This window comes from Floridaenema evergladense BLCC-F167, assembly GCF_041929205.2.
GTDB lineage: Bacteria > Cyanobacteriota > Cyanobacteriia > Cyanobacteriales > Aerosakkonemataceae > Floridanema > Floridanema evergladense.
In genome coordinates, this window is record NZ_CM171625.1 from 1,956,788 (window position 1) to 1,979,809 (window position 23,022).

The 23,022-nt window shown below is 41.4% G+C and carries 21 protein-coding genes; 7 read left to right on the plus strand and 14 right to left on the minus strand.

The genetic code is table 11. The annotated features are described in order from the left end of the window. Positions 1-250 precede the first annotated feature (250 nt). On the plus strand, positions 251-3,556 hold the full coding sequence (gene carB / locus ACE1CA_RS09385; protein WP_413276621.1) for a carbamoyl-phosphate synthase large subunit: 3,306 nt from the start codon (positions 251-253) through the stop codon (positions 3,554-3,556). Between the two features lie 48 nt (positions 3,557-3,604). Here the strand turns inward: carB and ACE1CA_RS09390 are convergent, their stop codons facing one another. The 5 genes from ACE1CA_RS09390 to ACE1CA_RS09410 form a co-directional block, all read right to left on the minus strand. Beyond that, positions 3,605-3,802 (minus strand): DUF6887 family protein, encoded by a 198-nt coding sequence (locus ACE1CA_RS09390; RefSeq protein WP_413276622.1) that lies wholly within the window; start codon positions 3,800-3,802, stop codon positions 3,605-3,607. Beyond that, the gene (locus tag ACE1CA_RS09395; protein ID WP_413276623.1) at positions 3,799-3,990 is read right to left on the minus strand and encodes a DUF6888 family protein; all 192 of its coding nucleotides are present in this window, start codon (positions 3,988-3,990) and stop codon (positions 3,799-3,801) included. Before ACE1CA_RS09395 ends, ACE1CA_RS09390 begins: the two co-directional genes overlap by 4 nt. 206 nt (positions 3,991-4,196) lie before the next feature. Further along, entirely contained in the window at positions 4,197-5,444 is a 1,248-nt protein-coding gene (locus ACE1CA_RS09400) for a Rid family detoxifying hydrolase (protein ID WP_413276624.1), read from the minus strand. Next, complete coding sequence (locus tag ACE1CA_RS09405; protein ID WP_413276625.1) at positions 5,423-5,563, minus strand: hypothetical protein; 141 nt, start codon at positions 5,561-5,563, stop codon at positions 5,423-5,425. The genes ACE1CA_RS09400 and ACE1CA_RS09405 overlap by 22 nt, the downstream gene beginning before the upstream one ends. 65 nt (positions 5,564-5,628) lie before the next feature. Continuing rightward, on the minus strand, positions 5,629-6,060 hold the full coding sequence (locus ACE1CA_RS09410) for an NUDIX domain-containing protein (RefSeq protein ID WP_413276626.1): 432 nt from the start codon (positions 6,058-6,060) through the stop codon (positions 5,629-5,631). A gap of 148 nt (positions 6,061-6,208) precedes the next feature. On the opposite strand from ACE1CA_RS09410, the gene malQ reads away from it, so the two are divergent. Then, entirely contained in the window at positions 6,209-7,705 is a 1,497-nt protein-coding gene (gene malQ, locus ACE1CA_RS09415) for a 4-alpha-glucanotransferase (protein WP_413276627.1), read from the plus strand. Between the two features lie 70 nt (positions 7,706-7,775). On the opposite strand, the gene ACE1CA_RS09420 is transcribed toward malQ, so the two are convergent. Further along, positions 7,776-8,561 (minus strand): helix-turn-helix domain-containing protein, encoded by a 786-nt coding sequence (locus tag ACE1CA_RS09420; protein ID WP_413276628.1) that lies wholly within the window; start codon positions 8,559-8,561, stop codon positions 7,776-7,778. Positions 8,562-8,691: 130 nt separating this feature from the next. Then, complete coding sequence (locus ACE1CA_RS09425) at positions 8,692-9,456, minus strand: pseudouridine synthase (protein ID WP_413276629.1); 765 nt, start codon at positions 9,454-9,456, stop codon at positions 8,692-8,694. Positions 9,457-9,552: 96 nt separating this feature from the next. Between ACE1CA_RS09425 and ACE1CA_RS09430 the strand changes: the two genes are divergently transcribed. Continuing rightward, entirely contained in the window at positions 9,553-10,305 is a 753-nt protein-coding gene (locus ACE1CA_RS09430; protein WP_413276630.1) for an LmeA family phospholipid-binding protein, read from the plus strand. A gap of 80 nt (positions 10,306-10,385) precedes the next feature. On the opposite strand, the gene ACE1CA_RS09435 is transcribed toward ACE1CA_RS09430, so the two are convergent. From ACE1CA_RS09435 to ACE1CA_RS09450, 4 genes are all read right to left on the minus strand, one after another. Continuing rightward, positions 10,386-11,255: a phosphatidate cytidylyltransferase gene (locus ACE1CA_RS09435; RefSeq protein ID WP_413276631.1), complete on the minus strand. Its 870-nt coding sequence runs from the start codon at positions 11,253-11,255 to the stop codon at positions 10,386-10,388. Positions 11,256-11,329: 74 nt separating this feature from the next. Next, positions 11,330-11,932, minus strand: a complete 603-nt coding sequence (gene cbiT, locus ACE1CA_RS09440; protein ID WP_413276632.1) for a precorrin-6Y C5,15-methyltransferase subunit CbiT — start codon at positions 11,930-11,932, stop codon at positions 11,330-11,332. 239 nt (positions 11,933-12,171) lie between these two features. Continuing rightward, positions 12,172-12,918: a DUF3800 domain-containing protein gene (locus tag ACE1CA_RS09445; RefSeq protein ID WP_413276633.1), complete on the minus strand. Its 747-nt coding sequence runs from the start codon at positions 12,916-12,918 to the stop codon at positions 12,172-12,174. Positions 12,919-12,955: 37 nt separating this feature from the next. Beyond that, positions 12,956-14,239 (minus strand): CCA tRNA nucleotidyltransferase, encoded by a 1,284-nt coding sequence (locus tag ACE1CA_RS09450; RefSeq protein ID WP_413276634.1) that lies wholly within the window; start codon positions 14,237-14,239, stop codon positions 12,956-12,958. 100 nt (positions 14,240-14,339) lie between these two features. Here ACE1CA_RS09450 and ACE1CA_RS09455 point away from each other — a divergent pair, with 100 nt between their 5' ends. Beyond that, complete coding sequence (locus ACE1CA_RS09455; RefSeq protein ID WP_413276635.1) at positions 14,340-14,588, plus strand: Ycf34 family protein; 249 nt, start codon at positions 14,340-14,342, stop codon at positions 14,586-14,588. Between the two features lie 160 nt (positions 14,589-14,748). On the opposite strand, the gene ACE1CA_RS09460 is transcribed toward ACE1CA_RS09455, so the two are convergent. Continuing rightward, positions 14,749-15,615, minus strand: a complete 867-nt coding sequence (locus ACE1CA_RS09460; RefSeq protein WP_413276636.1) for an exosortase-dependent surface protein XDP2 — start codon at positions 15,613-15,615, stop codon at positions 14,749-14,751. Between the two features lie 406 nt (positions 15,616-16,021). Here ACE1CA_RS09460 and tsaB point away from each other — a divergent pair, with 406 nt between their 5' ends. Continuing rightward, entirely contained in the window at positions 16,022-16,651 is a 630-nt protein-coding gene (gene tsaB / locus ACE1CA_RS09465) for a tRNA (adenosine(37)-N6)-threonylcarbamoyltransferase complex dimerization subunit type 1 TsaB (RefSeq protein WP_486517731.1), read from the plus strand. 69 nt (positions 16,652-16,720) lie between these two features. On the opposite strand, the gene lnt is transcribed toward tsaB, so the two are convergent. After that, entirely contained in the window at positions 16,721-18,304 is a 1,584-nt protein-coding gene (gene lnt / locus ACE1CA_RS09470; RefSeq protein ID WP_413276638.1) for an apolipoprotein N-acyltransferase, read from the minus strand. Positions 18,305-18,362: 58 nt separating this feature from the next. Continuing rightward, positions 18,363-20,930: a DNA gyrase subunit A gene (gyrA, locus tag ACE1CA_RS09475; protein ID WP_413276639.1), complete on the minus strand. Its 2,568-nt coding sequence runs from the start codon at positions 20,928-20,930 to the stop codon at positions 18,363-18,365. A 382-nt stretch (positions 20,931-21,312) separates the two neighbouring features. Here gyrA and ACE1CA_RS09480 point away from each other — a divergent pair, with 382 nt between their 5' ends. Both ACE1CA_RS09480 and ACE1CA_RS09485 read left to right on the plus strand, forming a co-directional pair. Then, positions 21,313-22,230, plus strand: coding sequence for a histone deacetylase family protein (locus ACE1CA_RS09480; protein ID WP_413276640.1), 918 nt, complete (start codon positions 21,313-21,315; stop codon positions 22,228-22,230). A gap of 62 nt (positions 22,231-22,292) precedes the next feature. After that, positions 22,293-22,742, plus strand: a complete 450-nt coding sequence (locus ACE1CA_RS09485) for a tellurite resistance TerB family protein (protein WP_413276641.1) — start codon at positions 22,293-22,295, stop codon at positions 22,740-22,742. Positions 22,743-23,022: the final 280 nt, after the last annotated feature.

Consider the following 23,022-nt stretch of genomic DNA (forward strand, 5'->3'; position numbering starts at 1 on the left):
AAATTTCCCAGTTCCCCGTCATACCAAATCCGGCTTAAATACCCCCGTTATTCTTTAGTCCGCGCAGGCGGACTTTGTTTGTGTAGTAGCGATTTTAATCGCCCAATCATACACCAATCGGATAGCTGACCCGGATTTGGGATCAATTGTCATCAAAACTTGTAAAACTAGAATGAAATCCCCCGGCTGAAAGGAGTGAAAGCCTTTAAAATGATTGGGATTTCTATAGTTCTAAGATAAAGCAAAGACTATGCCTCGTCGCAACGACATTAAGAAGATTCTGCTGTTGGGTTCTGGCCCCATTGTAATTGGTCAAGCTAGTGAATTTGATTATTCGGGGACGCAAGCTTGTAAGGCGTTACGCAGTGAAGGTTATGAGGTGGTGTTGGTCAATTCCAACCCTGCTACAATCATGACCGATCCTGAGACAGCAGACCGCACCTACATCGAACCTTTAACGCCAGAAATTGTAGAAAAGGTAATCGCTAAAGAAAGACCTGATGCTTTATTGCCCACGATGGGCGGACAAACTGCGTTAAATTTAGCTGTAGCTTTAGCGAAAAATGGGGTTTTAGAACGCTATGGCGTGGAATTAATTGGGGCGAAATTGGAAGCGATCGAAAAAGCGGAAGACCGCTTATTATTCAAGGAAGCAATGCTGAAAATTGGGGTAGATGTTTGCCCTTCTGGGATTGCTTGCGATCTTAATCAAGCTAGAGCGATCGGGCAACAAATTGGCAGCTATCCTTTAATTATTCGCCCAGCATTTACATTAGGCGGAACTGGTGGTGGTATTGCCTACAACCAAGAAGAATTTGAAGAAATTGCCCAATCAGGGATTGATGCTAGTCCCGTTTCCCAAATTTTGATTGAAAAATCACTTTTGGGTTGGAAGGAATACGAATTAGAAGTGATGCGAGACTTGGCAGATAACGTAGTAATTATCTGTTCCATTGAAAACCTCGATCCAATGGGCATTCACACCGGAGATTCTATCACCGTTGCCCCCGCCCAAACTCTCACCGACAAAGAATATCAACGCTTGCGGGATGCCTCAATTAAAATCATTCGAGAAATTGGCGTTGAGACTGGAGGTTCTAACATTCAGTTTGCCGTAAATCCGGTAAATGGAGATGTAATTGTCATTGAAATGAACCCTCGTGTGTCTCGTTCTTCCGCCTTAGCTTCCAAAGCAACTGGGTTCCCAATTGCGAAATTTGCAGCTAAGTTAGCGGTGGGTTATACGCTGGATGAAATTAACAATGATATTACCAAGAAAACGCCAGCATCCTTTGAGCCAACCATTGATTATGTAGTTACGAAAATTCCTCGGTTTGCCTTTGAAAAATTCCCCGGAACTCAGCCAGTATTAACAACTCAAATGAAATCTGTAGGGGAAACAATGGCAATTGGACGGACGTTTTTAGAGTCCTTCCAAAAAGCTTTGCGCGGTTTAGAAACTGGGCGGGCTGGTTGGGGTTGCGACAAACAGGAAAAACTGCCATCTTTAGAACAAATTCGCGCCCAATTACGCACGCCAAACCCGGAAAGAATTTTCACCGTTCGCCATGCCATGCAATTAGGAATGTCGGTAGAAGACATTTACGAATTGACGGGAATCGATCCTTGGTTTTTGGATAAAATGCAGGAATTATTGGAAACTGAGAAATTCCTGAAACGCACACCTTTGCAACAGATTGGCAAAGAGCAAATGTATGCGATAAAACAGCTAGGATTTAGCGATCGCCAAATTGCCTTTGCCACCAAAACCACCGAAGACGACGTGCGCCATTACCGCAAAGATTTAGGGGTAATTCCGGTATATAAAACCGTTGATACCTGCGCCGCAGAATTTGAAGCATTCACACCTTATCATTACTCAGCTTATGAATTAGGTTGTGTCAGTACCACAGAAGAGGAAAATAGTGCTACTTTATTGCCACCAGAATCAGAAGTAATGGATTCAAACAGGCAGAAGGTAATGATTTTGGGCGGTGGGCCAAACCGAATTGGACAGGGGATTGAGTTTGACTATTGTTGTTGTCATGCCAGCTATGCTTTGCGGGATGCTGGATTTGAAACCATCATGGTTAACTCGAATCCAGAAACAGTTTCGACTGACTATGATACGAGCGATCGCTTGTATTTTGAACCCCTAACCAAAGAAGACGTTCTCAACATCATCGAAACCGAAAAACCCGCAGGGATTATCATTCAATTTGGCGGACAAACTCCGTTAAAATTAGCAGTTCCACTGCAAGAATACCTGACAAAACACAACATCACCGAGACGAAAATTTGGGGAACATCACCTGATTCGATCGACATTGCCGAAGATAGAGAACGCTTCGATGAAATTGTGGTAAAATTGCAATTATTAACGGCACCAAATGGGATTGCGCGCTCGGAATCAGAAGCGATCGCTATAGCTGGAAAAATCGGTTATCCAGTGGTAGTACGTCCGAGTTACGTATTAGGTGGACGGGCGATGGAAATCGTTTATTCTGATGCTGACTTACAGCGTTATATGACAGTGGCGGTACAAGTTGAACCGGAAAAACCAGTGTTAATTGACAAGTTTTTAGAGAACGCTGTAGAAGTAGACGTAGATGCGATCGCCGATGCTACTGGTAATGTGGTAATTGGCGGAATTATGGAGCACATTGAACAAGCAGGGATTCACTCAGGCGACTCTGCTTGTACCTTACCAACTACATCTTTAGCACCAGCAATTTTGCAGACAATTCGCGATCAAACTATCAGATTAGCCAAAGCATTGAATGTAATTGGGTTGATGAACGTACAATATGCGATCGCAGACGCATACAGCTACACCCCCAAAGTTTACATTCTAGAAGCAAATCCCAGAGCATCAAGAACCGTACCATTTGTTTCCAAAGCAATTGGCAAACCCTTAGCGAAACTTGCATCTTTGATTATGTCAGGAAAAACCCTGCAAGAATTGGGAATGACACACGAAATTATTCCCAATCATATCGCTGTCAAAGAAGCTGTGTTACCATTTAATAAATTCCCAGGTACAGACACAATATTAGGGCCAGAAATGCGATCGACTGGCGAAGTAATGGGAATAGATACTGATTTTGGAAAAGCCTTTGCCAAAGCGGAAATAGGTGCGGGAGAAAAGCTACGATTATCAGGTACAGTATTTGTATCGATGAGCGATCGTGACAAACAAGCAGTAGTTCCAGTGGTAAAACAATTCATGGAATTAGGATTTCATATTACCGCCACTGATGGTACTCGTAGAGTATTGAAAGACAGTGGTTTACAAGGTGTGGAATTAGTGCTAAAAGTACATGAAGGTCGTCCTCACATTGTAGACGCAATTAAAAACGAAAAAATCCATTTGATTATTAACACCCCATCTGGAGAAGAAGCGCAAACAGATGCGCGTTTATTGCGACGGACTGCATTAGCTTATAAAGTACCAGTAGTGACAACTATAGCGGGTGCAAAAGCGATCGCAGCAGCCATTTCTCGGTTACAATCTGCACAATTAGACGTGAAAGCAATTCAGGAATATTTGATGTAGGTTGGTAATTGGTAGTTGGTAGTAGGTAATGGGAATTTCTCTTACCTATTACCTATTGTCTTTTTGCTTAATTTGGTCAGTTATATTTTCTTCCCAATGTTTATCTTCTAAGTCTATAGTTATCATACGACCTGCTGCTTTTGAGCGATCGATATATCTATGAAAAGCATCGATATCTTCTCGATGACTCAGAACATATCGGCGTAACTCATCAAGACTCATTGCATCATAGTTAGCTGCTGTCATGGCTCATATCCTCCAGTTCTTTTTATCTCAAATTCTAAATTGTTTCCTGCAAGTACATATAAATTGCCAGTTCGTTCATCTATTCGGATAAGTTCAATACTTTTATATTGCCATCCAGGGTAAATAGCGTTAGTAAGTCGGTAACACAGCCTGTAAAGCGCCTGAGTTTGCGAGTTTGTAGGTTCCATTTTACTTCACTTCATCAGAGTTAAGGTTTATTTGTCTTAATTACTTTTTTCTGTTTTTATGGGTAGTGGTAGGGTGAATATTCCGAAATTTTCACCCTACCACTACTTAAAAATGAGTAATAGACTTCTTCTGAGATCTTGCAGCTGCGTTTTAGCCCGCCTGGGACTTGAGTCCCAGGCGGATTTTGATGAAGAATGTCTCAATTTTAAATCATGGCAATACACTCAATTTCTACTAAGACATCTTTGGGTAAACGGGAGACTTCTACACAGGCGCGTGCTGGGGCAGTTGCTTCGTCAAAGTATTTGGAATAAACTGCATTCATGGCGGCAAAATCATTCATGTTTGCCAGGAAGACGGAGGTTTTTACTACATTTGACCATTTAGCACCTGCGGCAGTTAAAATGGCTTCAATGTTAGCCATAACTCTTTCTGTTTGTTTGGTAACATCATCTTTGTAGACAACATCGCCTAATCTGGGGTCGATCGCAATTTGTCCAGCAACAAACAACATTTGTCCACTAGCAAGAATTGCTTGATTATAAGGGCCAACTGGCGCGGGTGCCGATTCTGTAAAGATAACTTTGCGATCTGCTGACATTTGCTTTTCTGTACGTTTTTGCGAAACTACTTTATCATTTTCTGTTGTAATAGTCTTCTGATTGTTTACTTTACCATCGGGCATTCTTGCACCACTTAAATCGGCATCTTGAAGACTAGTGCCATACATATTTGCACCTGTTAAATCAGCCCTTTTTAAAATTGCACCACTTAAATCTGCTCCAATTAAATTTGCTCCACTTAGATTAGCCCTTTCTAAGTTTGCTCCCTTTAGACAGACTTTGGTCAAATTAGCTTTGCTAAGGTCTGTTGCGATTAACTCCACTCCAGTTAAGTTTAAGCCGGAAAGATCAAGACTTTCCAGATTAGTAACCCTAAGTTTAGTTGCAGCAAAATTTGCATTTTGGAGCTTTGCACCACGTAGATTTGCTCTACTGAGATCTGCTTCATATAAGTCTGCATTTATAAGATTTGCTCCACTTAAGTTAGCTCCAGTTAGATTTGTATTATTTAGAGAAGCTCCACTTAAATCTGCATAATACAGATTTGCATCATTTAGATTTGCCTTATCTAAGTTGGCGTTGCTTAAGTTAGAGCTTTCTATGGTGGCATTGCTTAAGTTAGCACATCCAATATCTGCGAAACTTAGATTCGCTGAAGATATCCCTACTTTAGATAAATTAGCACTATTGAGAGATGCTTTACTGAGGTTTGCCCTATATAGTTTTGCTTTGCTCAAGTTTGCTTCAGTTAAGTCTGCTCCACTTAAATCTGCATTTTGTAAGTCTATATCACTAAGCTCAGCACCTCTTAGGTCTACCCCACTTAAAACTGCACTTTGAAAATTCCGTTCACCTTGGGCGTATCTTTCTAAAAGTTCCTTTGCATCCATAAATCAAAATTCGATCGCACCCTAAAAAACAACATTTGCGATCGCTCCATCAACAAGTATTCCCCAATTTCTTCTTCTTTCCTCTTCTCTTCGCGCTCTTTGCGTCCTTTGCGATTCAAAAAAATTCTCTTCGTGTCCTTCGTGTCTAAGTGCTACGCACCGCTACGCGAACGTGGTTCAAAAATTACCCTAATCTGGGACGCAAACCATAAAAACGATAATGCCAGTAATCCTTCATAATTCGATCGTGATCGAAACAGAGATTTTCCGGCAACTGCCAAAACTCAAAAATCCCCAAATTTTTCGCATCATCAGCAGCTTTTGGTTCACCCTTACCCGTCGCAATAAACACCACACTTAAAGTATGCTGACGGGGGTCACGATTCGGGTCAGAATAGACATGAAACTGTTCCACCAACTCCACCTTTACACCCGTTTCTTCCTCAGCTTCCCTGACAGCAGCAGATTCCACAGACTCGCCATAGTCTACAAAACCGCCAGGAATAGCCCAACCGAAAGGAGGATTTTTGCGTTCAATTAAGATAATGGGACGTTGCGAGCGATCGATCAACTCGATAATAATGTCAACAGTAGGACTAGGATTGCGGTAACTCATAAGATTTTGGCAATAATTAGCCAGTTAACCACAAAACCGAGCATTCTGCCAAACGTTAGAGAAAAAACCTTTCGAGAGTCAGGTTTAAACACAACTCTGCCGTGATAATCTCACAGATAGCCCATGCTTGACCTTTTTTAGGTAAATTATGCCGTTTCCTAGATCCAGTGGGGTTTTATTACACCCTACATCACTTCCCAGTCGTTTTGGTATTGGAGACTTAGGCTCAGAAGCCTATCGTTTTGTAGAATTTTTAGCCGAAAGCAAACAAAAACTGTGGCAAGTTCTACCATTAGGCCCCACAGGATATGGTAACTCGCCTTATATGTGTTTTTCAGCGATGGCTGGGAACCCGCTATTGATTAGCCCGGAACGGTTGCGAGATGATGGATTATTAAGTGAAGAAGACTTTGCCAACTTACCACAATTTCCCGCAGACAAAGTAGACTTTGAATCAGTAATCCAAGCCAAAACTCCCCTGCTGAAAAAAGCCTGTGAAAGTTTCATTCAACAAACTTCCCCAAAATCCCAACAGCGATTTAAATCATTCTGTACCAGTAAAGCTTATTGGTTAGATGACTATGCTTTGTTTATGGCGTTACGAGACGCACATGAAGCAGAAAGTTGGCATAAGTGGGAACCAGAATTAGCAGAACGCGATCCTGCTACATTAGCGAAAGTAGAGCGGGAATTAGCCAGTGAAATAATCTACCACAAATACTTACAATTTGAGTTTTTCCGTCAATGGTCCGATCTTAAGCGTTTTGCGAACGATCGCAACATCCAAATCATCGGCGACATCCCCATTTACGTCGCCCACGATAGCGCTGATGTTTGGGCACACCCCGAATACTTTTGCTTAGACGAAGAAAGCAAAGAACCCGCATTAATGGCAGGTGTACCACCAGATTACTTCAGCGAAACCGGACAATTGTGGGGTAATCCCGTTTACGATTGGGAAACTCTGCAAAAAGACCATTTCAAATGGTGGGTAGAACGTTTCCAATCTTTACTAGATTACGTTGATATTGTTCGCATTGACCACTTCCGAGGTTTTGAAGCATACTGGGCAGTGGAAAGAGGCGAAGAAACTGCCATTAATGGCGAATGGATTAAAGCACCAGGAGACGCATTATTCCAAGTAATCCGGGATAAATTTGGCAAATTACCCGTTTTAGCTGAAGATTTAGGGGTGATTACGCCAGAAGTGGAAAAATTGCGGGATGATTTTGAATTCCCAGGCATGAAGATTTTACACTTTGCCTTTGGTTCTGGCGCAGGTAATCCTTACTTGCCTTTCAACTACGATCGCAACAGCGTAGTTTATACAGGCACCCATGACAATAATACAACTGTCGGTTGGTACGAAAACCTACCCGAACATGAAAAGCAAGGCTTACTCGCCTACATCTGTTGCGTTTCTTCCGAAGGTATTCACTGGGATTTGATTAGATTAGCTCTGAGTTCGATCGCCAATCAAGCCATTATTCCCCTACAAGACATTCTAGGTTTAGGAAGTGCAGCGAGGATGAATGTTCCTAGTGAAGGTGTAGGTAACTGGGAATGGCGTTATCTACCAGGGAGTTTAACTTATAAAGAAATTGAAATCTTCAGAAAGTTGACCGAAACTTTTGGTCGTGCTTGATGAAAATTAGGGGCATATTTTAGGAGAAGGTTGAAGAGTAAAATTTTAACTTCTCCTCGCCTAGCCCCTATTAATTAGCTTTGAACACTACTTGTTTAACTGTTCCGGGATTTCCCAGTTTTTTGGCTTCCTCGTCATTATAAGCAACCATGACTCCCCCAGCATTACCAGCCCGTAAAACTAGTTCTTGTTTTGCCGTCCAAGTGCGCTGAGTTCCTTGGGGAAGCATCCCTTCAAACTCTTTTTTGCCATCAATCACTACTCTCACCCAAGAGTCAGAGGTAACATTCAAACCAATTTTGACAGGTTCGGAACTGTTTTTAGCATTTTTAATGCTGACCAGCGCCACATTGTCTTTAGTTTGATTTTGGTCAGAGTTAGCAGACTTTTTAGTAGTGGTTGGTTTTTCAGTTGTCGGAATTAGTGCTTGTTGAGCAGAGCGATCGATCATTTGGGATAATCCAGTTACCGCAAAGATAATCAAGACAATGTAAAAAAGGTAAAGGTGAACAGGCTTTAATTGAGCCGCTGGTAACTCTCCCCAAAACTGCCTTTTCATCGAGAAAACTTGCGCTGTAGGAAAGACACTGGCAAATTCCGAACCATTTAAACCGAGTGCATCAGCATAGCGTTTGATGAAACCCTTAATATAAACTGGTTCTGGTAACGGTTCCAGTTTACCTTGTTCTATGGCATTGAGCATTCGGGCAGGAACTTTAGTGATAGACGCTACATCATCCAAAGAAAGGGCTTGTTCTTCCCGCAGGTGACGCAGGTAATCACCCATTTCTGCAAGCTTTTTAGCTCGTTGTTCTTCTAAATAAGAACTTAGATTTTCCCTGTTATTGGTCTTCATAGCTGCGATCCTTGACATTTACTAGCTCATCTACTCGCTAAGGTGGTTGGGTAAAATATTTTTAACTTTTTTGTGCAAAGTTGTCATCAAAGAAAACTCTACACCGATAACAGAAAAATCTACCCTGGATTTACTGACTTTGCAAAAAATTTATTTCTTTAGCTGTCAAATGTCTGTATTCTCCTGGTAAAAGCTTCTGCTGAGGTAACTGTAATTGAATTGGGCCAATTGCGGTGCGGTGTAGCTGAATTACAGGATATCCCAATTGTTCAGCTACTCGCCGGATTTGACGATTTCTCCCTTCTTTTAAAATCACTTCTAAGAGAGTGCATTCACCGTAGTGTGGCGTAGCTCGATCGCCCTTATACCCTGTTTCTAACACCCTGATTTCACAGGGTAAGGTTTTTTTGCCCTCTAGGATAACTCCTTCGCGCCACTTTTGCAGAATATTTTCTGGAGGTTTACCTTCCACCCAAACTTCGTAAGTTTTCGGTACGCTGTGACGGGGATGAATCAGGCGGAAGGCGAGTTCTCCATCATTGGTTAATAGTAGGGCTCCTGTGGAATCAGCATCTAATCTGCCTACAGGATAAATTCCCTGTCCGCTTTGCAGTGAGGCGGGTAACAGATTGAGAACTGTGGGTCGTCCTTGGGGGTCGCTACAGGTGGAAACTGTTCCAGCTGGTTTATTGAGCAATAGGTAAATCTGTTCGGGACGATTGCTGGATTTAATCAATTTACCATTGACTTCGATGCGATCGCTCATCGGGTCAGCTTTTTGTCCCAAACGAGCAATTTCGCCGTTAACACGCACTCGACCCGCTTGGATCATTTCTTCTGCGTGACGACGGGAGGCGATACCCCACTGTGACAGTAACTTTTGCAGCCTTTCCATAGTCAATTTTGACTGCTTGCCTAACTGGTTTTTTCCAGAATCAGTAAACTATGTACAAATATTACATGAATAAATGTATCGTCATAGGTGGTGTTTATGTTCGGTCTCCCGACAAATGAGGTGAAAGTGACAGAAAGTACAGAAACTTTGCCACAGCAACGCAGTCGAATTATTAGTAAGGTGTTGTCACCTGCGGTAAAATTGTGGCTGCGATCGCAGGTGGAACAAGTAGAAGACCTGCAACTTCACATTGAGGGAGGCGATCGACAAATCTTATCTGGATACATCCCCAAAGTAACACTGTTTACGAGTCGCGCTTTGTACCAAGGTTTACACCTGCAACAAATTGGATTAGTTGCCGAAAATATTCGAGTTAATCTGGGTCAAGTAATCAAAGGTAAACCTTTACGTTTGCTAGAACCCATCCGTGCCCAAGGCGAGTTACTCTTATCGGAAGATGACTTAAATGCTTCTTTAGAAAGCGAACTACTGATCGGTGGTTTAAATGAGTTTTTCCAAATGTTACTTAAAGGAGTAGGTACAAATTCCCCTGCTTTTCCAAATCAACAGCTACATTGGCAACAAATAACAGTTAATGGCAATCAAATTCATCTAACAGGTATTTTGCTAGATAGTAACTCTCCGATCGCAATTAGTACGGGTGTGAGAATAAGCGATCGCAATCAACTACATTTAGATAATCCCCAAATTCAAGGAAACTTAGGCTTAAACTCCACTAATTTAGATAGTTTAACCATAGACTTAGGCCCCGATGTTGATATTCACGAACTAACCTTAAGTCATGGTCAACTAATCTGTCGAGGTAGCATCTCCGTAACTAGTGACTAGGGAAAGTTTTGAGTTTTGAGTTTTGAGTTAAATAATTTTCCCTTGTGACCTTCTCACCTTGTCCCTCGAACTCTTCTGCCTCACTTCGGTAGCAGAGGTAAAAGGAGAGTGACAAAATAGTAAACTAAAGGAGCAGTGAAAACGTAGCTATCAGCGCGGTCTAGAATACCTCCATGTCCGGGTATCAGTTGACCTGAGTCTTTGACACCTGCATCGCGTTTCATCATTGATTCAGTGAGGTCTCCTAACAAACTAGCAATCCCAATTAACAGACCTAAAGCGACTCCTGTAATGGGCCATAAATGCCAATTAAGATACCAAGCTCCGGCTACAGCTACAGCTACACTGGCGCTAACGCCAAAAACTGCTCCTTCTACGGTCTTTTTCGGGCTAATGTAAGATAGGCTAGTTTTGCCAAAGAATTTACCAATGAAGTAAGCGCCAATATCAGCCGCCCAAATACAACTAAAGGCTAGTAAAGTAACAGTAAGTCCTTGAGGCCAATTTTTAATGTTTGTCCAATTTTCAGGCCAATAGCCTGCTAAAGGCAAGTTACTGCATTCTGCATGACCAAGAGAGCGTAAGCGTACCCAATAGCTAGGCAAATAACCACCATAAAATAGTCCTAATATGGAAGTAGAGATATCTGCGATAGTGGCTAACTTGGGCTGAAATAAGAGATAAAAACAGATAAAAGTTCCGGCTACGGGTAATACTGCGTCAGCTAGGGTAGAAGAAACTGTAGCAATAATCAATAATCCTTGACTAACTGCGATCGTAGTTTTAGCTGCGGGGGCGATTCCGGTAGCTCTAGCTAGTTGAAAGTATTCTAACTGACCTAACCAGATAATGATGCAGAAGCAAAGGGTGAAGTACCAACCTCCCAGGAAAATCATTCCTAAAGCTAGGACGATCGCAACTATTCCGCTAAGTATTCTAGGCCAAGACATGAGACATTCTTTTAAGTTTAGATTCTAGATTTTAGACTTTAGAGTGGATTGAAAATCTAAAATCCACTTTGCTTTTACTCTAACTTTTCGCCACTGAGGATAAAAATCGGATCGACAGCAGCAAATATTTGATGATTCCCTCGCGTTTCCAAGCGGTTGACAGCTGATTGTACAACTTCTATATTCCGTACTTGTAACTGAGCAAAGGTTTCAGACACACTATAAAGGTTTTCCAAGTTGCCTGCTGTAACTACAACTCTGCCTTGGTGTGGCAAGTAACGCCAAACTTCAAACAGAATATCTTTTATTGGACGACCACCTTCAATGCAAACTCGATTGGGTGGTGCTGATAAGTCTTTGAGACATTCAGGTGCGCTGCCTACGATTATATCTACGTTGGGGACACTGAAGCGATCGCAATTCCCACGAATTAATCCTGCTACTTCCTCATCTCGTTCTATCGCAATGATCTTACCCTGCGGACAAAGTAACCCAACTTCTACGGGAATTGTACCTGTACCTGCGCCAATGTCCCACAAAACTGTGTCGGGAGTTAAACGCAGATGAGAGATTAATAGTAATCGTACTTCTCGTTTGCTTAAGGGAATGCCAGGTAAGCGATCGAACATATTGTCGGGAATTCCTGGGGTAACATAAGGCCAAATTGGGGAAGGCATAGCAGGAAGGACGCGGGGACAAGGGCGGAAAGGCTAGTGCAATCTTATCATTTAGTGTTAAATGGGAATTTGGATTCAGAGTATGCTGATAATCTTTCTATAGTAGTTCCTTTATTTTGTGTGATATAATGACGATGTACGACCAAACTACCTGTTGAGGTAGTGTAGGCCGCGCCAAAAGATTCTTTTTTTTGAATCAAATAAGGGAGAATCCGACAATAGGGTTCTCCCTAAATATTTTATAAATAATTAATTTTTCCTTTTATTTTAGTTTGCAACTTTGAAGCAATTTCTGAATCGATCGCAAAAACATCTTTATTCCCTTTACCGCAGACTAAACGACTAATCGTAAAAGCTAAAATATCCGATAATTGGATAAAGTAAGAACTATGGGAATCTAGAAAAACTGGATCTTCGACAATTCCTGCTCCGGGAAATTTAGGTTCTTTGTGAAAATATTCCCTTACTATTTTTCGGATATGTCCTTCCTGCTTTGAATTACTACTATCAACGTAAACTAATCCATTCTCAGGCTGTTCATTTTGGCGAGACTTATCTAATAAATGCTCTTCATAACTCGATAAAAAATCTCGCCAAATTTCCTGAGTAAAAACTTTTATAGCATTGGGGTTAGATAAAGGATTATAGCGTTCTTTAAATTCTTTCTTTGACTTAATAAATGCAAATAGATTAATAGGGGATTCACAAATAATATTAACTATTTCTTTGTGGATTTCTTCTAGATTAGAAGGAGCTACTAGTGAGTTAAAAAATGGCCCTCTATGATAGAAGATATCAGAACCCTTGATTTCTTGAAAGTCTAGACCATATCTTTTAGTGATTGATTGACGAAACTCTCTTATTTTCCAATAAAGTTCTCTTATATTAAAAGATTCAATTGCTAATCCAGCTAAAATATAAAATTCGCTGCTTCCTTCCTGTAATCCATTATCCCCAGACTCATCTACATACAAAAATTCCGTCATGATTGTAATAAGATGTAGTAATTAATATTGTATTTTATCACGAATTAATTAGCAAGTGGGTGGCGAGTGCGATCGCTTCTTCAACACTAAAGATTTTACCTTCAATGCGAGCAATTTGAATTTCTATGAGTAATTCTCCAAGTTTCGGGCTAGGATTAAGATTAAGTGCCGTCATTAAGTCATTCCCAGTAATTAAGGGAATCGGATGAGCAACTTGGTCATCAGGATTAAGATAACGGTTAATTAAAGGCGAAATTACCTCTATTGAAATTCCGTTAGCTAAAGCTGAAACTGCAACGATCGGAAAAGCTTTTCCAGCTTCTCGAAACAAAAAATATTGCTCTCTTAAAGACATTTGATTAGCTAATTCTTGTTGTAAACATAACTGTGGTAAAAGTTTCAATATAGTAGTGACAGCTTTGATTTCTGCACGACTGTAAGATAGTTTTTGTAATTCTGCTTCTGCCAAAATTGGATCGTTTGTGACTAAGCAAGCAAGTTTGGCAAGACTTAACCAAGGAGTTTTGATGGTATCACGAATTGCTTGAGAAAATTCTCTTGTCAATTGAGGAAAAACATTTACTAATGTAGTAACTGCGGAGTCAAGGGCGACAAGTTGAAGAAAACTTTTTTCTGTGGCGTGACTCAACCAAATATTAATTAATCCATCTTCCCAAGCAGCGGTTAACCAGGGAATTCCAGAGGGAGAATTTAGCAAGTATCCTAATTCTACTCGGACTCGTTCAGCTGCCACTGTACCGAGTAAAGTTGCCATTTCTCGAATTACCGATCGAGTTTCTGGTTGAATTGTAAAATTTAATTGGGCGGCTTGACGGTATGCTCTTAATAAGCGCAAAGGGTCATCTTGCAGGTTAGCAGGGGAAACCATGCGGATGAGATTTTGCTTTAAATCAGTGTAACCTTGTAGGGGATCGATCAGTTCTTTAGTGTGGGGGTTGTAGGCGATCGCATTCATGGTAAAATCTCTTCGCCGCAAATCAGTTTCTAAGGAATCACCTTCTTGCTGGGCAAAATCAGCGGTAGCATCGGGAAAAACTACCCTAGCAATTTGTCTTTGGGGATCTAACAAAACAAAACCAGCTTTGTAGTGAGTGGCAATTTTGCGGGCAACTTTTACTGCTGTTTCTGGGATAACAAAATCTAAATCCAAATAATCGCGCCTTCTGCCTAAAAGCGCATCTCGCACCGCACCACCCACCATGTAAGCAGATGAGGGCAAAAATCCTAAATCAAAAGGCCAATTTTCGGGTGACAAAGTAGAAAATTCTGTCTCTGCGTTCTCTGTGTCTCTGTGGTTCATGCTAATTCTTCACATTGTCGCAACAAAAATCAACCAAGGGACTAAGCGATCGCCCACTCGCCTAAGCTAGATTAACAAAAAAGCCTCTGGAGAAGACGCTATGTGTATTTGCGTTAACTGCCATTATGTCGATCGCTGCATCACCTACCACGCCGTAGAAAAGCAGCATGAGGTACCTCACCTCACAGAAGACCCCGACTTTGAACCAATTGAACCCAGCATCAATGTTAACATTCGTCCCAGACAAGATTATGTGGAAATGGAATGGGATGTTGTCGGCTGCGTTAGCTTTAAACAAGAAATGGGTAAATGGGTGAAGTTACGTCCTGGTGAGTTAGTACCGACTTGAAATGTGGGAAAGGGCAAAGGATCGATCCAAACCCTTTTCCTATAAAAAATAAAAGGGTTCATTTTGGCAGAACCCTTTTTGATTTATATTATAGATACAATTTTTGCGTATCCTGGTAAATTCTCATACAATACTTCTGAAAGCGCTTAATTGTGAGAATTTAGCCAGCTTTACTAACTTGACGACGACGAAACGCAGCTAAAGAAGCAGCTACTAATCCTAAACCAGCGAGGGTAGCAGGTTCAGGTACGCTGGCGCTGGGTGTACTCGATCGCGCCATCACCTTGAAATCTGGGCCATTCATACGCCAATCAGCAAAGACTTGAATACCTGCGGCAGATGTTACTCCCAATTGACTGAGTTTAACTCCCCAGGTTCCTACTTGTTGGGCACCAGGAATTTCGAGTGTATCAATGCTAAAGCCTGCATATTCTGAGTCATTGCGATTGAGGCTTAAAGAGTTACCGATCAAATTACCAGCGGCATCAATGGCTTGTACCAGCATATCGCTATTTCTGCCCCGTTCCCAGAAAAACAGGTTATCTAATCCTGTATTGTCCGCAAAAATAGTATTTTGGAAAAACAGGTTTATTTTCATGGTTTTACCATCTTCAACATCAATAATATTGTTGAGGTTGGTGTTACCCAGATATGCAGCAATGTCATCATCAGTAGGGTTATTTAAACCAGACACTTCCCGACCGCCTGGTGCTGTGGCTCGATCGCCTCGGTCTGTGCTGGCAGCACCGCTGTTGTTAACAGAGCCGCCTAGTTCTGGATTGTAAGTTTCTTCTGCATTACCTCCACGAGTTATGGGGTCGTTGTAGAGAATCCTAGCCCGGTTGACCAGATTAAAATTGTTAAACGTAGTCCCATTCTGAGTGATTGAGTTTAACCAAATGTCAGCTTCGGGGTCTGTTGTTTGGCTAACGTTACTGGTAAAACTGGCAGCTTGAGCAGTAGCAGAAAAGGCTAAAACAGTGCTACAAGCTAATCCTAAAAAAGTTGCTGTGCGTTGCAATTTCATTTTGTACTCCTTGTTGTGATTTCCACAATCTATACGATAATAATCTTGTTTTCTTTTATTTTTGTGATCTCGATCTTTTTTAGTTGTAAGGAATAAAGATTAACACCCAATATTAGTTAGCTTGTGCCGACCAGTATTCGATTGACTGTAGCCAGAATGCTTGATTCTAAGCTATATCTATACTACTCATGGCTAGTGGCAAGTTACAAGGAATAAAGGAATATTTATTCTAATCTTTAAATTTCCATCTAGATTATTAAGTGAAAATAAAAAATAATTTATAGTCAAGCTAGTTTATCTAGTGAATTAACGTAATATTTTCAGCGAGATGAGGATTATACTAGGAGTATTACAGAGCAGTTTTGCTAAGAAAATTTTTTGAATGGTTGAATTTATGGAAAAATTTATGAAGTTAGCGGAATACGGTTTGGGTATTCACAGTAGTAGCCCAGAATTAGGAATAAGTATCAGTAATTTTACGGATGGTAGTCGCTGCCAAACTTGGAATTTAGGGCATGATTTATCTACACATTTGCATCAGTATTTAGCCGGATTTATCCAACCACAATCTTGGTCGGACTTGGCTTTTATTGCGGTGGCAAAAGGCCCTGGTAGTTTCACGGGTACGCGCATTGGTGTAGTAACTGCCCGCACTTTGGCGCAGCAATTAGAAATTCCGTTGTTTGCTATTTCTACTTTGGCAGCGATCGCATGGTCACATAGTTCTAATGACGATCGGTTAGCGATCGCAGTTCAAATGCCAGCTAGTCGCGGCGAGGTGTTTGGCGCAGTTTATCAAAAATCTGCCAATGATGTAAAGCAGATTGAGTTGTTACCAGATACAGTGATGAAACCGGAAGTTTGGCAACAAACTTTGGCAAAATTGAGTTATCCCTACAAGTTAATTGAAGTTTCCGGTAACATAGGTGCGTCGGTTTCTCCTTTGCTAGAACTGGCATATTTGAATTGGAAAGAAGGGTTACGTCCTCATTGGTCGGAAGCTTTACCTTTTTACGGTCAACATCCAGTGGAATGAAGGGAAAGGCAGAGGGCAGAAGGATTTTTTACAGGATTTAAGTAAGTTTCACAATAATTAGTAAATTTTCTAGGTACGTTGTTGCGCTTTAGCGCTAAAGCGCAACAACGTACCCGATAAAATAACTGTGGAAGTTATTAATAAAAGCGGTGTTAACCAATCTCCCCAACGGACATATAAGGTTTTGGTTTGACGGCGATAAACTGTGTCGGCGTGAATTTGATATGTTTTAGTTTGGGAGAGCCATTTAGTTTTGCCATGAGGATCGACAATAGCAGAATAACCTGTATTTGTGGCTCTTACTGCCCAGCGATCGCTTTCTATTGCCCGTAAAACATCCTGTGCATGATGTTGAAATTGCATGGCAGCATTGTAAGGATCGTTGTTAGATGATGTGAGAATAAATTCCCCTCCTAAAGCTGCTTGGCGTTGAAAATGACGGGTAAATGCTGAATCATAACAAATACCAACGATAGCACGACCAAAAGGTGTATCAAATACTTGGTTAGATACACCAGGAACTTGGTCCGATCCGACTGCGGAAACTTGGGGAAATATCCGCCCGAAAATGTCTCGAAAAGGTACATATTCGCCAAAGGCTACTAAGTTTACTTTATCGTAACGGCTGAAAATTTCACCTGTTCCAGTCACAGTAAATAAGCTATTCGTAAAACTATTTCCTTGGCGACGATGTGCGCCTATCCAAGCAACTATTTTTTCGTCCAAAATAGCTTGATAAAAGGGGTTTTTTGGCGATGGTGGGTCACTCCATTGAGATGATAAAGCACCTTCTGGAGTTAAGACTGCTGCTACTCCTTGCTGTGCTAAATTGCGATATCCATTGGTATATCTGATTAAGGAAAGGCGCAAACCTTCGGGGGTAAATTTAATTCTGTTAGCAATATTACCTTGAATAATTCCTACTTTTAAAGCGTTGTTTGGTCGATCGTTTAATGGTTGGTTGTAGATTGCCCATCCGACTAAATGGGAAGTAATTAGTAGTACGATCGCAAAACTCAAATAACCTTTATATAATGATTTTGTCTGTAATTCGCGGGAGATTAAAGCTTCAGCTATTAACCCATTTACGGCGACTATTAAGGCGTTAATTGTATTTGGGCCAGAGATTTGACTTAGATGTAAAATTGCTAAATTATGCGGGCTTTGGGTAAAGGATAAGGAAGTCCACCAAAATGGGCCTGCACTCCAAATATATTCGAGAACACACCAGATTGTTGTTCCTATTAATACGCGAATTAAACCGTTGGGAATTGGGGATTTATTATTGGCAATGAGTTGGAAAATTGCTCTGCTACTAATTGCCCAAATTGTTACTAATGCACTGCCCCAAATTGTGAATAATAGTAGTGCGCCGATCGCGATCGCTAAACTCAAAATCCAAGGAATTCCCAACCATGTTAAGGGGTGAAGTCCGAGAATCCAAGATAGAGTTAAGCCGTGATAGCCGATCGCCCAAAGTATAGCGTAAAAGTAAAGAGATTTTTCTGATTTTTGACTTTTTACTGTAAAAATCCACAAGGGAATTAAAGCAATCCAAGCTAAGGGCCAAACACCAAAAGGCGCGGCTGTCATTCCCATTAAAATGCCACTGACCAAGCTAATAATTAAACGCAATTTGGTTAATTTTTTCATTGAATTTAAGCGAACTCAGATCCCCGACTTCTTGAAGAAGTCGGGGATCTAGAGAGAATTATTCAACTTCTTCTTCTTCGCCATTTGTGGGAGGAACTAGGGCGACAGCTGCGATCGCATCATCGTCATCCAACCTTTGCACTCTTACACCTGTGGCATATTGAGATTGGGAAGGAATGGCATTGACAGCTTGACGAATAATAATTCCTCGCGTTGTTACCATCATCAATTCATCATCTTCATTGACGATTAAAAGTGAGGCTAATTTATCGTTCTGTTTGCGGAATTTAATCGCAATTTTGCCTTTTGTTGCTCGACTGTATAATTTAAATTGGGAAACTGGGACTCGTTTTCCATAGCCGCCATTGGTGACTACTAACACCCAAGGCCCTTGAGTTCCGTTGAGTAATTCTTCTCCATTGCTATTCGTTTCTTCGGCTTCCAATTCTGGTTCAACTTCGCTTACTTCGGCAATATTAGCAACAATTGAACCGGGTAAAACATCCATGCTAATTACTTCATTGCCATTCTCTAACCGCATTGCCCTTACGCCTCTGGTGGCGCGACCTAAAGGACGTAATTGGTCGTGATCTGCTTTGAAGTGAATTGCCATTCCTTGACGCGATCCGATAATAATACTATCTTCAATTCTGGCGCGTCTTACCCAACGTAATTGATCGCCTTCTTCTAAGGAAATCGCAATTAATCCATTTGCCCGAATGTTGCTAAATGCAGAAAGTTGGGTTTTCTTAATGTAAGCTTGCTTGGTTAACATTACCAAGTATTCATCGTTGCTAAATTCGGCTACCGCTACCATCGAGGTGATTTTTTCATCGACGGGAATTGGTAACATTTGTACGATCGGAACGCCTCTAGCGGTGCGCGATGAAGTGGGAATTTGGTAAGCTTTTAAGCAATAAACAACGCCTTTATCGCTGAAGAACAAAACGCTGTCGTGATCGCAACAGGTGAGGAAATGTTCGACGACATCATCCTCTTTCATTTTGTTAGCTGCTTTGCCACGAGTTCCCCGACTTTGCGCTTCAAAGGTACTGACTGGCATTCTCTTGATATAACCTTGTTCAGTTAATAGAATCAAGGCTTTTTCATTGGCAATTAAATCTGTGTCGTCTAGTTCACCTTCGGCGTGTTCGATGACTGTTCTTCTGGGTGTGGCAAAGGTGGTTTTTAGCTGTGCTGCTTCGGTTTCGATGATTTCTAAGATGCGTTCCCGACGTTGTAAGATGTCGCGCAAATCAGCAATTTTAGCAACTAATTCTTCATGTTCTTGGCTGATTTTTTCGGCTTCTAAAGCTGTCAGACGGCGCAATTGCATTTGTAAAATTGCATCAGCTTGGGCATCAGAAAGTCCATAATTTTCGATCAATTCTTGGCGTGCGGTAGGTGCATCGGCAGCGTGACGAATTAATTCGATAATTCTATCTAAATTCGCTAAAGCAATTAACAACCCTTGTAAAATGTGATCTCTTTCTTCGGCTTTTCGCAGTTCGTATTGAGTGCGTCTGGTAATACATTCAATGCGAAAGTCTAGGAAGACGTTGAGGAATTGTTTTATGGTTAATAGCTGGGGTTCGCCGTTGACTAGCGCCAGCATATTTGCGCCAAAATTTGCTTGTAATGGGGTTTGTTTGTAAAGGTTGTTGAGGACAACTCTGGGATAAGCATCACGTTTTAGTTCGACCACAATTCTCATACCGTCGCGATCGCTTTCATCCCGAATATCAGCTATTCCTTCTAGTCTTTTATCATTGACTAATTCGGCAATTTTTTCGATTAATGCGGCTTTGTTTGTTTGGTAAGGTAATTCGGTAATGATGATCGCTTCTCGATCGGGCCTGCCACGATGTTCAATTGTTTCTATATTGGCAACACCCCGCATCGTAATGGAACCGCGCCCAGTGGTATAAGCTTCTTTAATTGCTGAGGTTCCTAATATTTGTCCGCCTGTGGGAAAATCAGGGCCAGGAATATACCGAATTAACTGAATATCGGTAATTTCTGGGTTATGAATTAGGGCGATTAAACCATCAATTAATTCGCCTAAATTGTGTGGAGGAATGTTGGTTGCCATTCCCACTGCAATACCCGATGAACCGTTAAGCAAAAGTTGGGGAACTCTAGCAGGTAAAACTACGGGTTCTTGTTGAGAACCGTCGAAATTATCCGCAAAATCAACGGTTTCAGCTTCAATATCCCGCAACATTGCTTCGGTGGCGAGTGCTTGCAAGCGACATTCGGTGTAACGCATTGCTGCTGGTGGATCGTTGTCTACCGAACCGAAGTTACCATGTCCGTTGATCAGGGGCGATCGCATGGAAAAGTCTTGCGCCATCCGCACTAGCGCATCATATACTGCCGTGTCCCCATGTGGGTGGTACTTACCTAACACTTCCCCTACCACACGGGCGCACTTTCTAAACGGGCGGTCTGGGGTGAGTCCCAATTCGTGCATTGCATACAAAATGCGTCGATGTACTGGTTTCAGACCATCCCTAGCATCTGGGAGTGCCCGCCCTACAATCACGCTCATTGCGTATTCCAGGTAAGACCGGGACATCTCGTTCCCTAAATCTGTGGGTATAATCCGCTCCTGGGAAGTGGTCATACGGTGAAAAACTCCAAAAATGTGAGATATATGTTGCTAAAATGCAAGTAATTCAAATTTCAGCTAAATTGAGTTTCAATAATGCCGAAATACCATTAAAATTCTATCATATTTTGCCGTTTTTGGTTGAACAAAATTAACTTTTCCTTTAATCTGGTATGGTTTTCCTAGTAGTTAAATAGTTACTGACTTTCTAGCTGACTATTTGTTGTTATGAATTAGTTTGATTATTGGCGATCGAATTATCAAAGATTTAGGCTGAAATGAGATTTTTTTCGCTGGATATTCAAAAATTTGTTACTAAATGAAATCAGCTTGCTGCACCTGTGCTTCTATATTGCTAAGGTGGAAAAATCCCCCTGTTGTTTACCTACGAGAAACTATGTTACCTGTAATTTATTCTGATGAGTTTTTATTACACGATACAGGTTCATTTCACCCAGAACGTCCGCAACGCTTAAGTGCAATTGTAAAAGCTTTGAAAGATGTGCCATTCGCTGACCAATTAAAGTGGCAATTACCAACACCAGTGGCAAACAGAGATGTAATGCCTTGGCTGCAAAAAGTGCATTCTCAGGAACATATTGAAAGGGTGGAATTAATTGCCAAACGTGGTGGGGGAAATTTGGATGGTGATACTCCGGTTTCTGCTGCTAGTTATGATGTGGCATTGTTAGCGGTAAATGCTTGGTTGGATGGTGTCGATCGCGTTTTGGCGACAGGAGATCCGGCGTTTGTATTGGCGCGTCCACCGGGACATCATGCGGAACGCGATCGGGGAATGGGTTTTTGTTTGTTTTCCAATGCAGCGATCGCAGCTTGTTACGCTTTGGAACAACCGGGAATTAAACGAGTGGCTATTTTAGATTGGGATGTGCATCACGGAAATGGCACACAGAACTTTGTGGAACATCATCCTAAATTAGCTTATTGTTCGTTGCATCAGTCGCCTTGTTATCCGGGAACAGGTTATGCAAATGAACGGGGAGAATATAAAAATGTGTTAAATATTCCCATGCCTCCGGGTAGTGCTATTGCAGAATATCAAAGGGCATTTGAATCGGAAGTAATGCCATTTTTATCGATTTATCGCCCAGATTTACTAATTGTTAGTGCTGGATATGATGCTAATGCTGACGATCCTTTAGCCAGAATTGAGTTGCAACCTGATGATTTTGCCATTTTTACAGAGTATTGCTTAAAGTTAACTCGACGGATTGTTTTTGGTTTAGAGGGAGGTTACGATTTAACGACTTTGGCTGAATCTGTGGTGGCAACAATTGAACAGTGTTTAGTTTAGTAAAGTGGGCATTTTTATTGAGCAGAACTGATAACTAATCAACTAGGGAGGAGATTAAAGCGGTGAAGTACCAAGAAATTTTTGAGGTAGATATTACTAGCAAACAAAAGTTGAGTTCTGAAGAGGCTGTGGCTGCGATCGTCATGGTGGCAGTTTACGCTAATGGACAACCTTCAGAAGAGGAAAATGAGGAAGCCATTAATATTATTAATACTCAAGATATCTTCGAGAATTACTCAGTTGATGAGTTTGAGAAGATGCTCAATAAAATTACCCGAATGTTGAATGACGAAGGGATTGGCGTTTTATTTAGAACAGCTGTAGAGTCTGTTGATGATTTGGGGGAAGTTGCGTTTCAAGCAGTAGCAGAAATGATGTTAATCGATCAGAAAATTGAGCATGATGAGGAGAGTTTTTTGTCTCAGTTAGCGGAAGCTTTGGATATATCCGAAGAAGTGGCGCAGGATATGATTGATGAGTTAATTGATGAGGAGGAAGAGGCGTTTTCTTAAGAGGATGTTTGAAAAAGTTCGGGCGGTTGAAACCGCAGCTATACAAACAAAGTCCGCCTTCGCGGACTCTAATTTTTTAACCTGCGAAGGCAGGTTTTGTCTGTATAGCCCCCGACTTTAGTCGCGGGGCTTTTAAAACATCGAACCATGAAGACACGAAGAAAGAAGCAGCAGAAGATAACGGAGGTAGCTAACCTGGATTTAGTATGAGGCTTGAGCGAGAAATACGGGTATAATAAATAATAATTTAAGCGTAGTAAAAGGGAATATTTGGGGAGCG

Coding starts and splice junctions, on each gene's coding strand:
- carB (WP_413276621.1), top strand. CDS start 251: ATGCCTCGTCGCAACGACATTAAGAAGATTCTGCTGTTGGGTTCTGGC.
- ACE1CA_RS09390 (WP_413276622.1), bottom strand. CDS start 3,802: ATGACAGCAGCTAACTATGATGCAATGAGTCTTGATGAGTTACGCCGA.
- ACE1CA_RS09395 (WP_413276623.1), bottom strand. CDS start 3,990: ATGGAACCTACAAACTCGCAAACTCAGGCGCTTTACAGGCTGTGTTAC.
- ACE1CA_RS09400 (WP_413276624.1), bottom strand. CDS start 5,444: ATGGATGCAAAGGAACTTTTAGAAAGATACGCCCAAGGTGAACGGAAT.
- ACE1CA_RS09410 (WP_413276626.1), bottom strand. CDS start 6,060: ATGAGTTACCGCAATCCTAGTCCTACTGTTGACATTATTATCGAGTTG.
- malQ (WP_413276627.1), top strand. CDS start 6,209: ATGCCGTTTCCTAGATCCAGTGGGGTTTTATTACACCCTACATCACTT.
- ACE1CA_RS09420 (WP_413276628.1), bottom strand. CDS start 8,561: ATGAAGACCAATAACAGGGAAAATCTAAGTTCTTATTTAGAAGAACAA.
- ACE1CA_RS09425 (WP_413276629.1), bottom strand. CDS start 9,456: ATGGAAAGGCTGCAAAAGTTACTGTCACAGTGGGGTATCGCCTCCCGT.
- ACE1CA_RS09430 (WP_413276630.1), top strand. CDS start 9,553: ATGTTCGGTCTCCCGACAAATGAGGTGAAAGTGACAGAAAGTACAGAA.
- ACE1CA_RS09435 (WP_413276631.1), bottom strand. CDS start 11,255: ATGTCTTGGCCTAGAATACTTAGCGGAATAGTTGCGATCGTCCTAGCT.
- cbiT (WP_413276632.1), bottom strand. CDS start 11,932: ATGCCTTCCCCAATTTGGCCTTATGTTACCCCAGGAATTCCCGACAAT.
- ACE1CA_RS09445 (WP_413276633.1), bottom strand. CDS start 12,918: ATGACGGAATTTTTGTATGTAGATGAGTCTGGGGATAATGGATTACAG.
- ACE1CA_RS09450 (WP_413276634.1), bottom strand. CDS start 14,239: ATGAACCACAGAGACACAGAGAACGCAGAGACAGAATTTTCTACTTTG.
- ACE1CA_RS09455 (WP_413276635.1), top strand. CDS start 14,340: ATGTGTATTTGCGTTAACTGCCATTATGTCGATCGCTGCATCACCTAC.
- ACE1CA_RS09460 (WP_413276636.1), bottom strand. CDS start 15,615: ATGAAATTGCAACGCACAGCAACTTTTTTAGGATTAGCTTGTAGCACT.
- tsaB (WP_486517731.1), top strand. CDS start 16,022: ATGAAGTTAGCGGAATACGGTTTGGGTATTCACAGTAGTAGCCCAGAA.
- lnt (WP_413276638.1), bottom strand. CDS start 18,304: ATGAAAAAATTAACCAAATTGCGTTTAATTATTAGCTTGGTCAGTGGC.
- gyrA (WP_413276639.1), bottom strand. CDS start 20,930: ATGACCACTTCCCAGGAGCGGATTATACCCACAGATTTAGGGAACGAG.
- ACE1CA_RS09480 (WP_413276640.1), top strand. CDS start 21,313: ATGTTACCTGTAATTTATTCTGATGAGTTTTTATTACACGATACAGGT.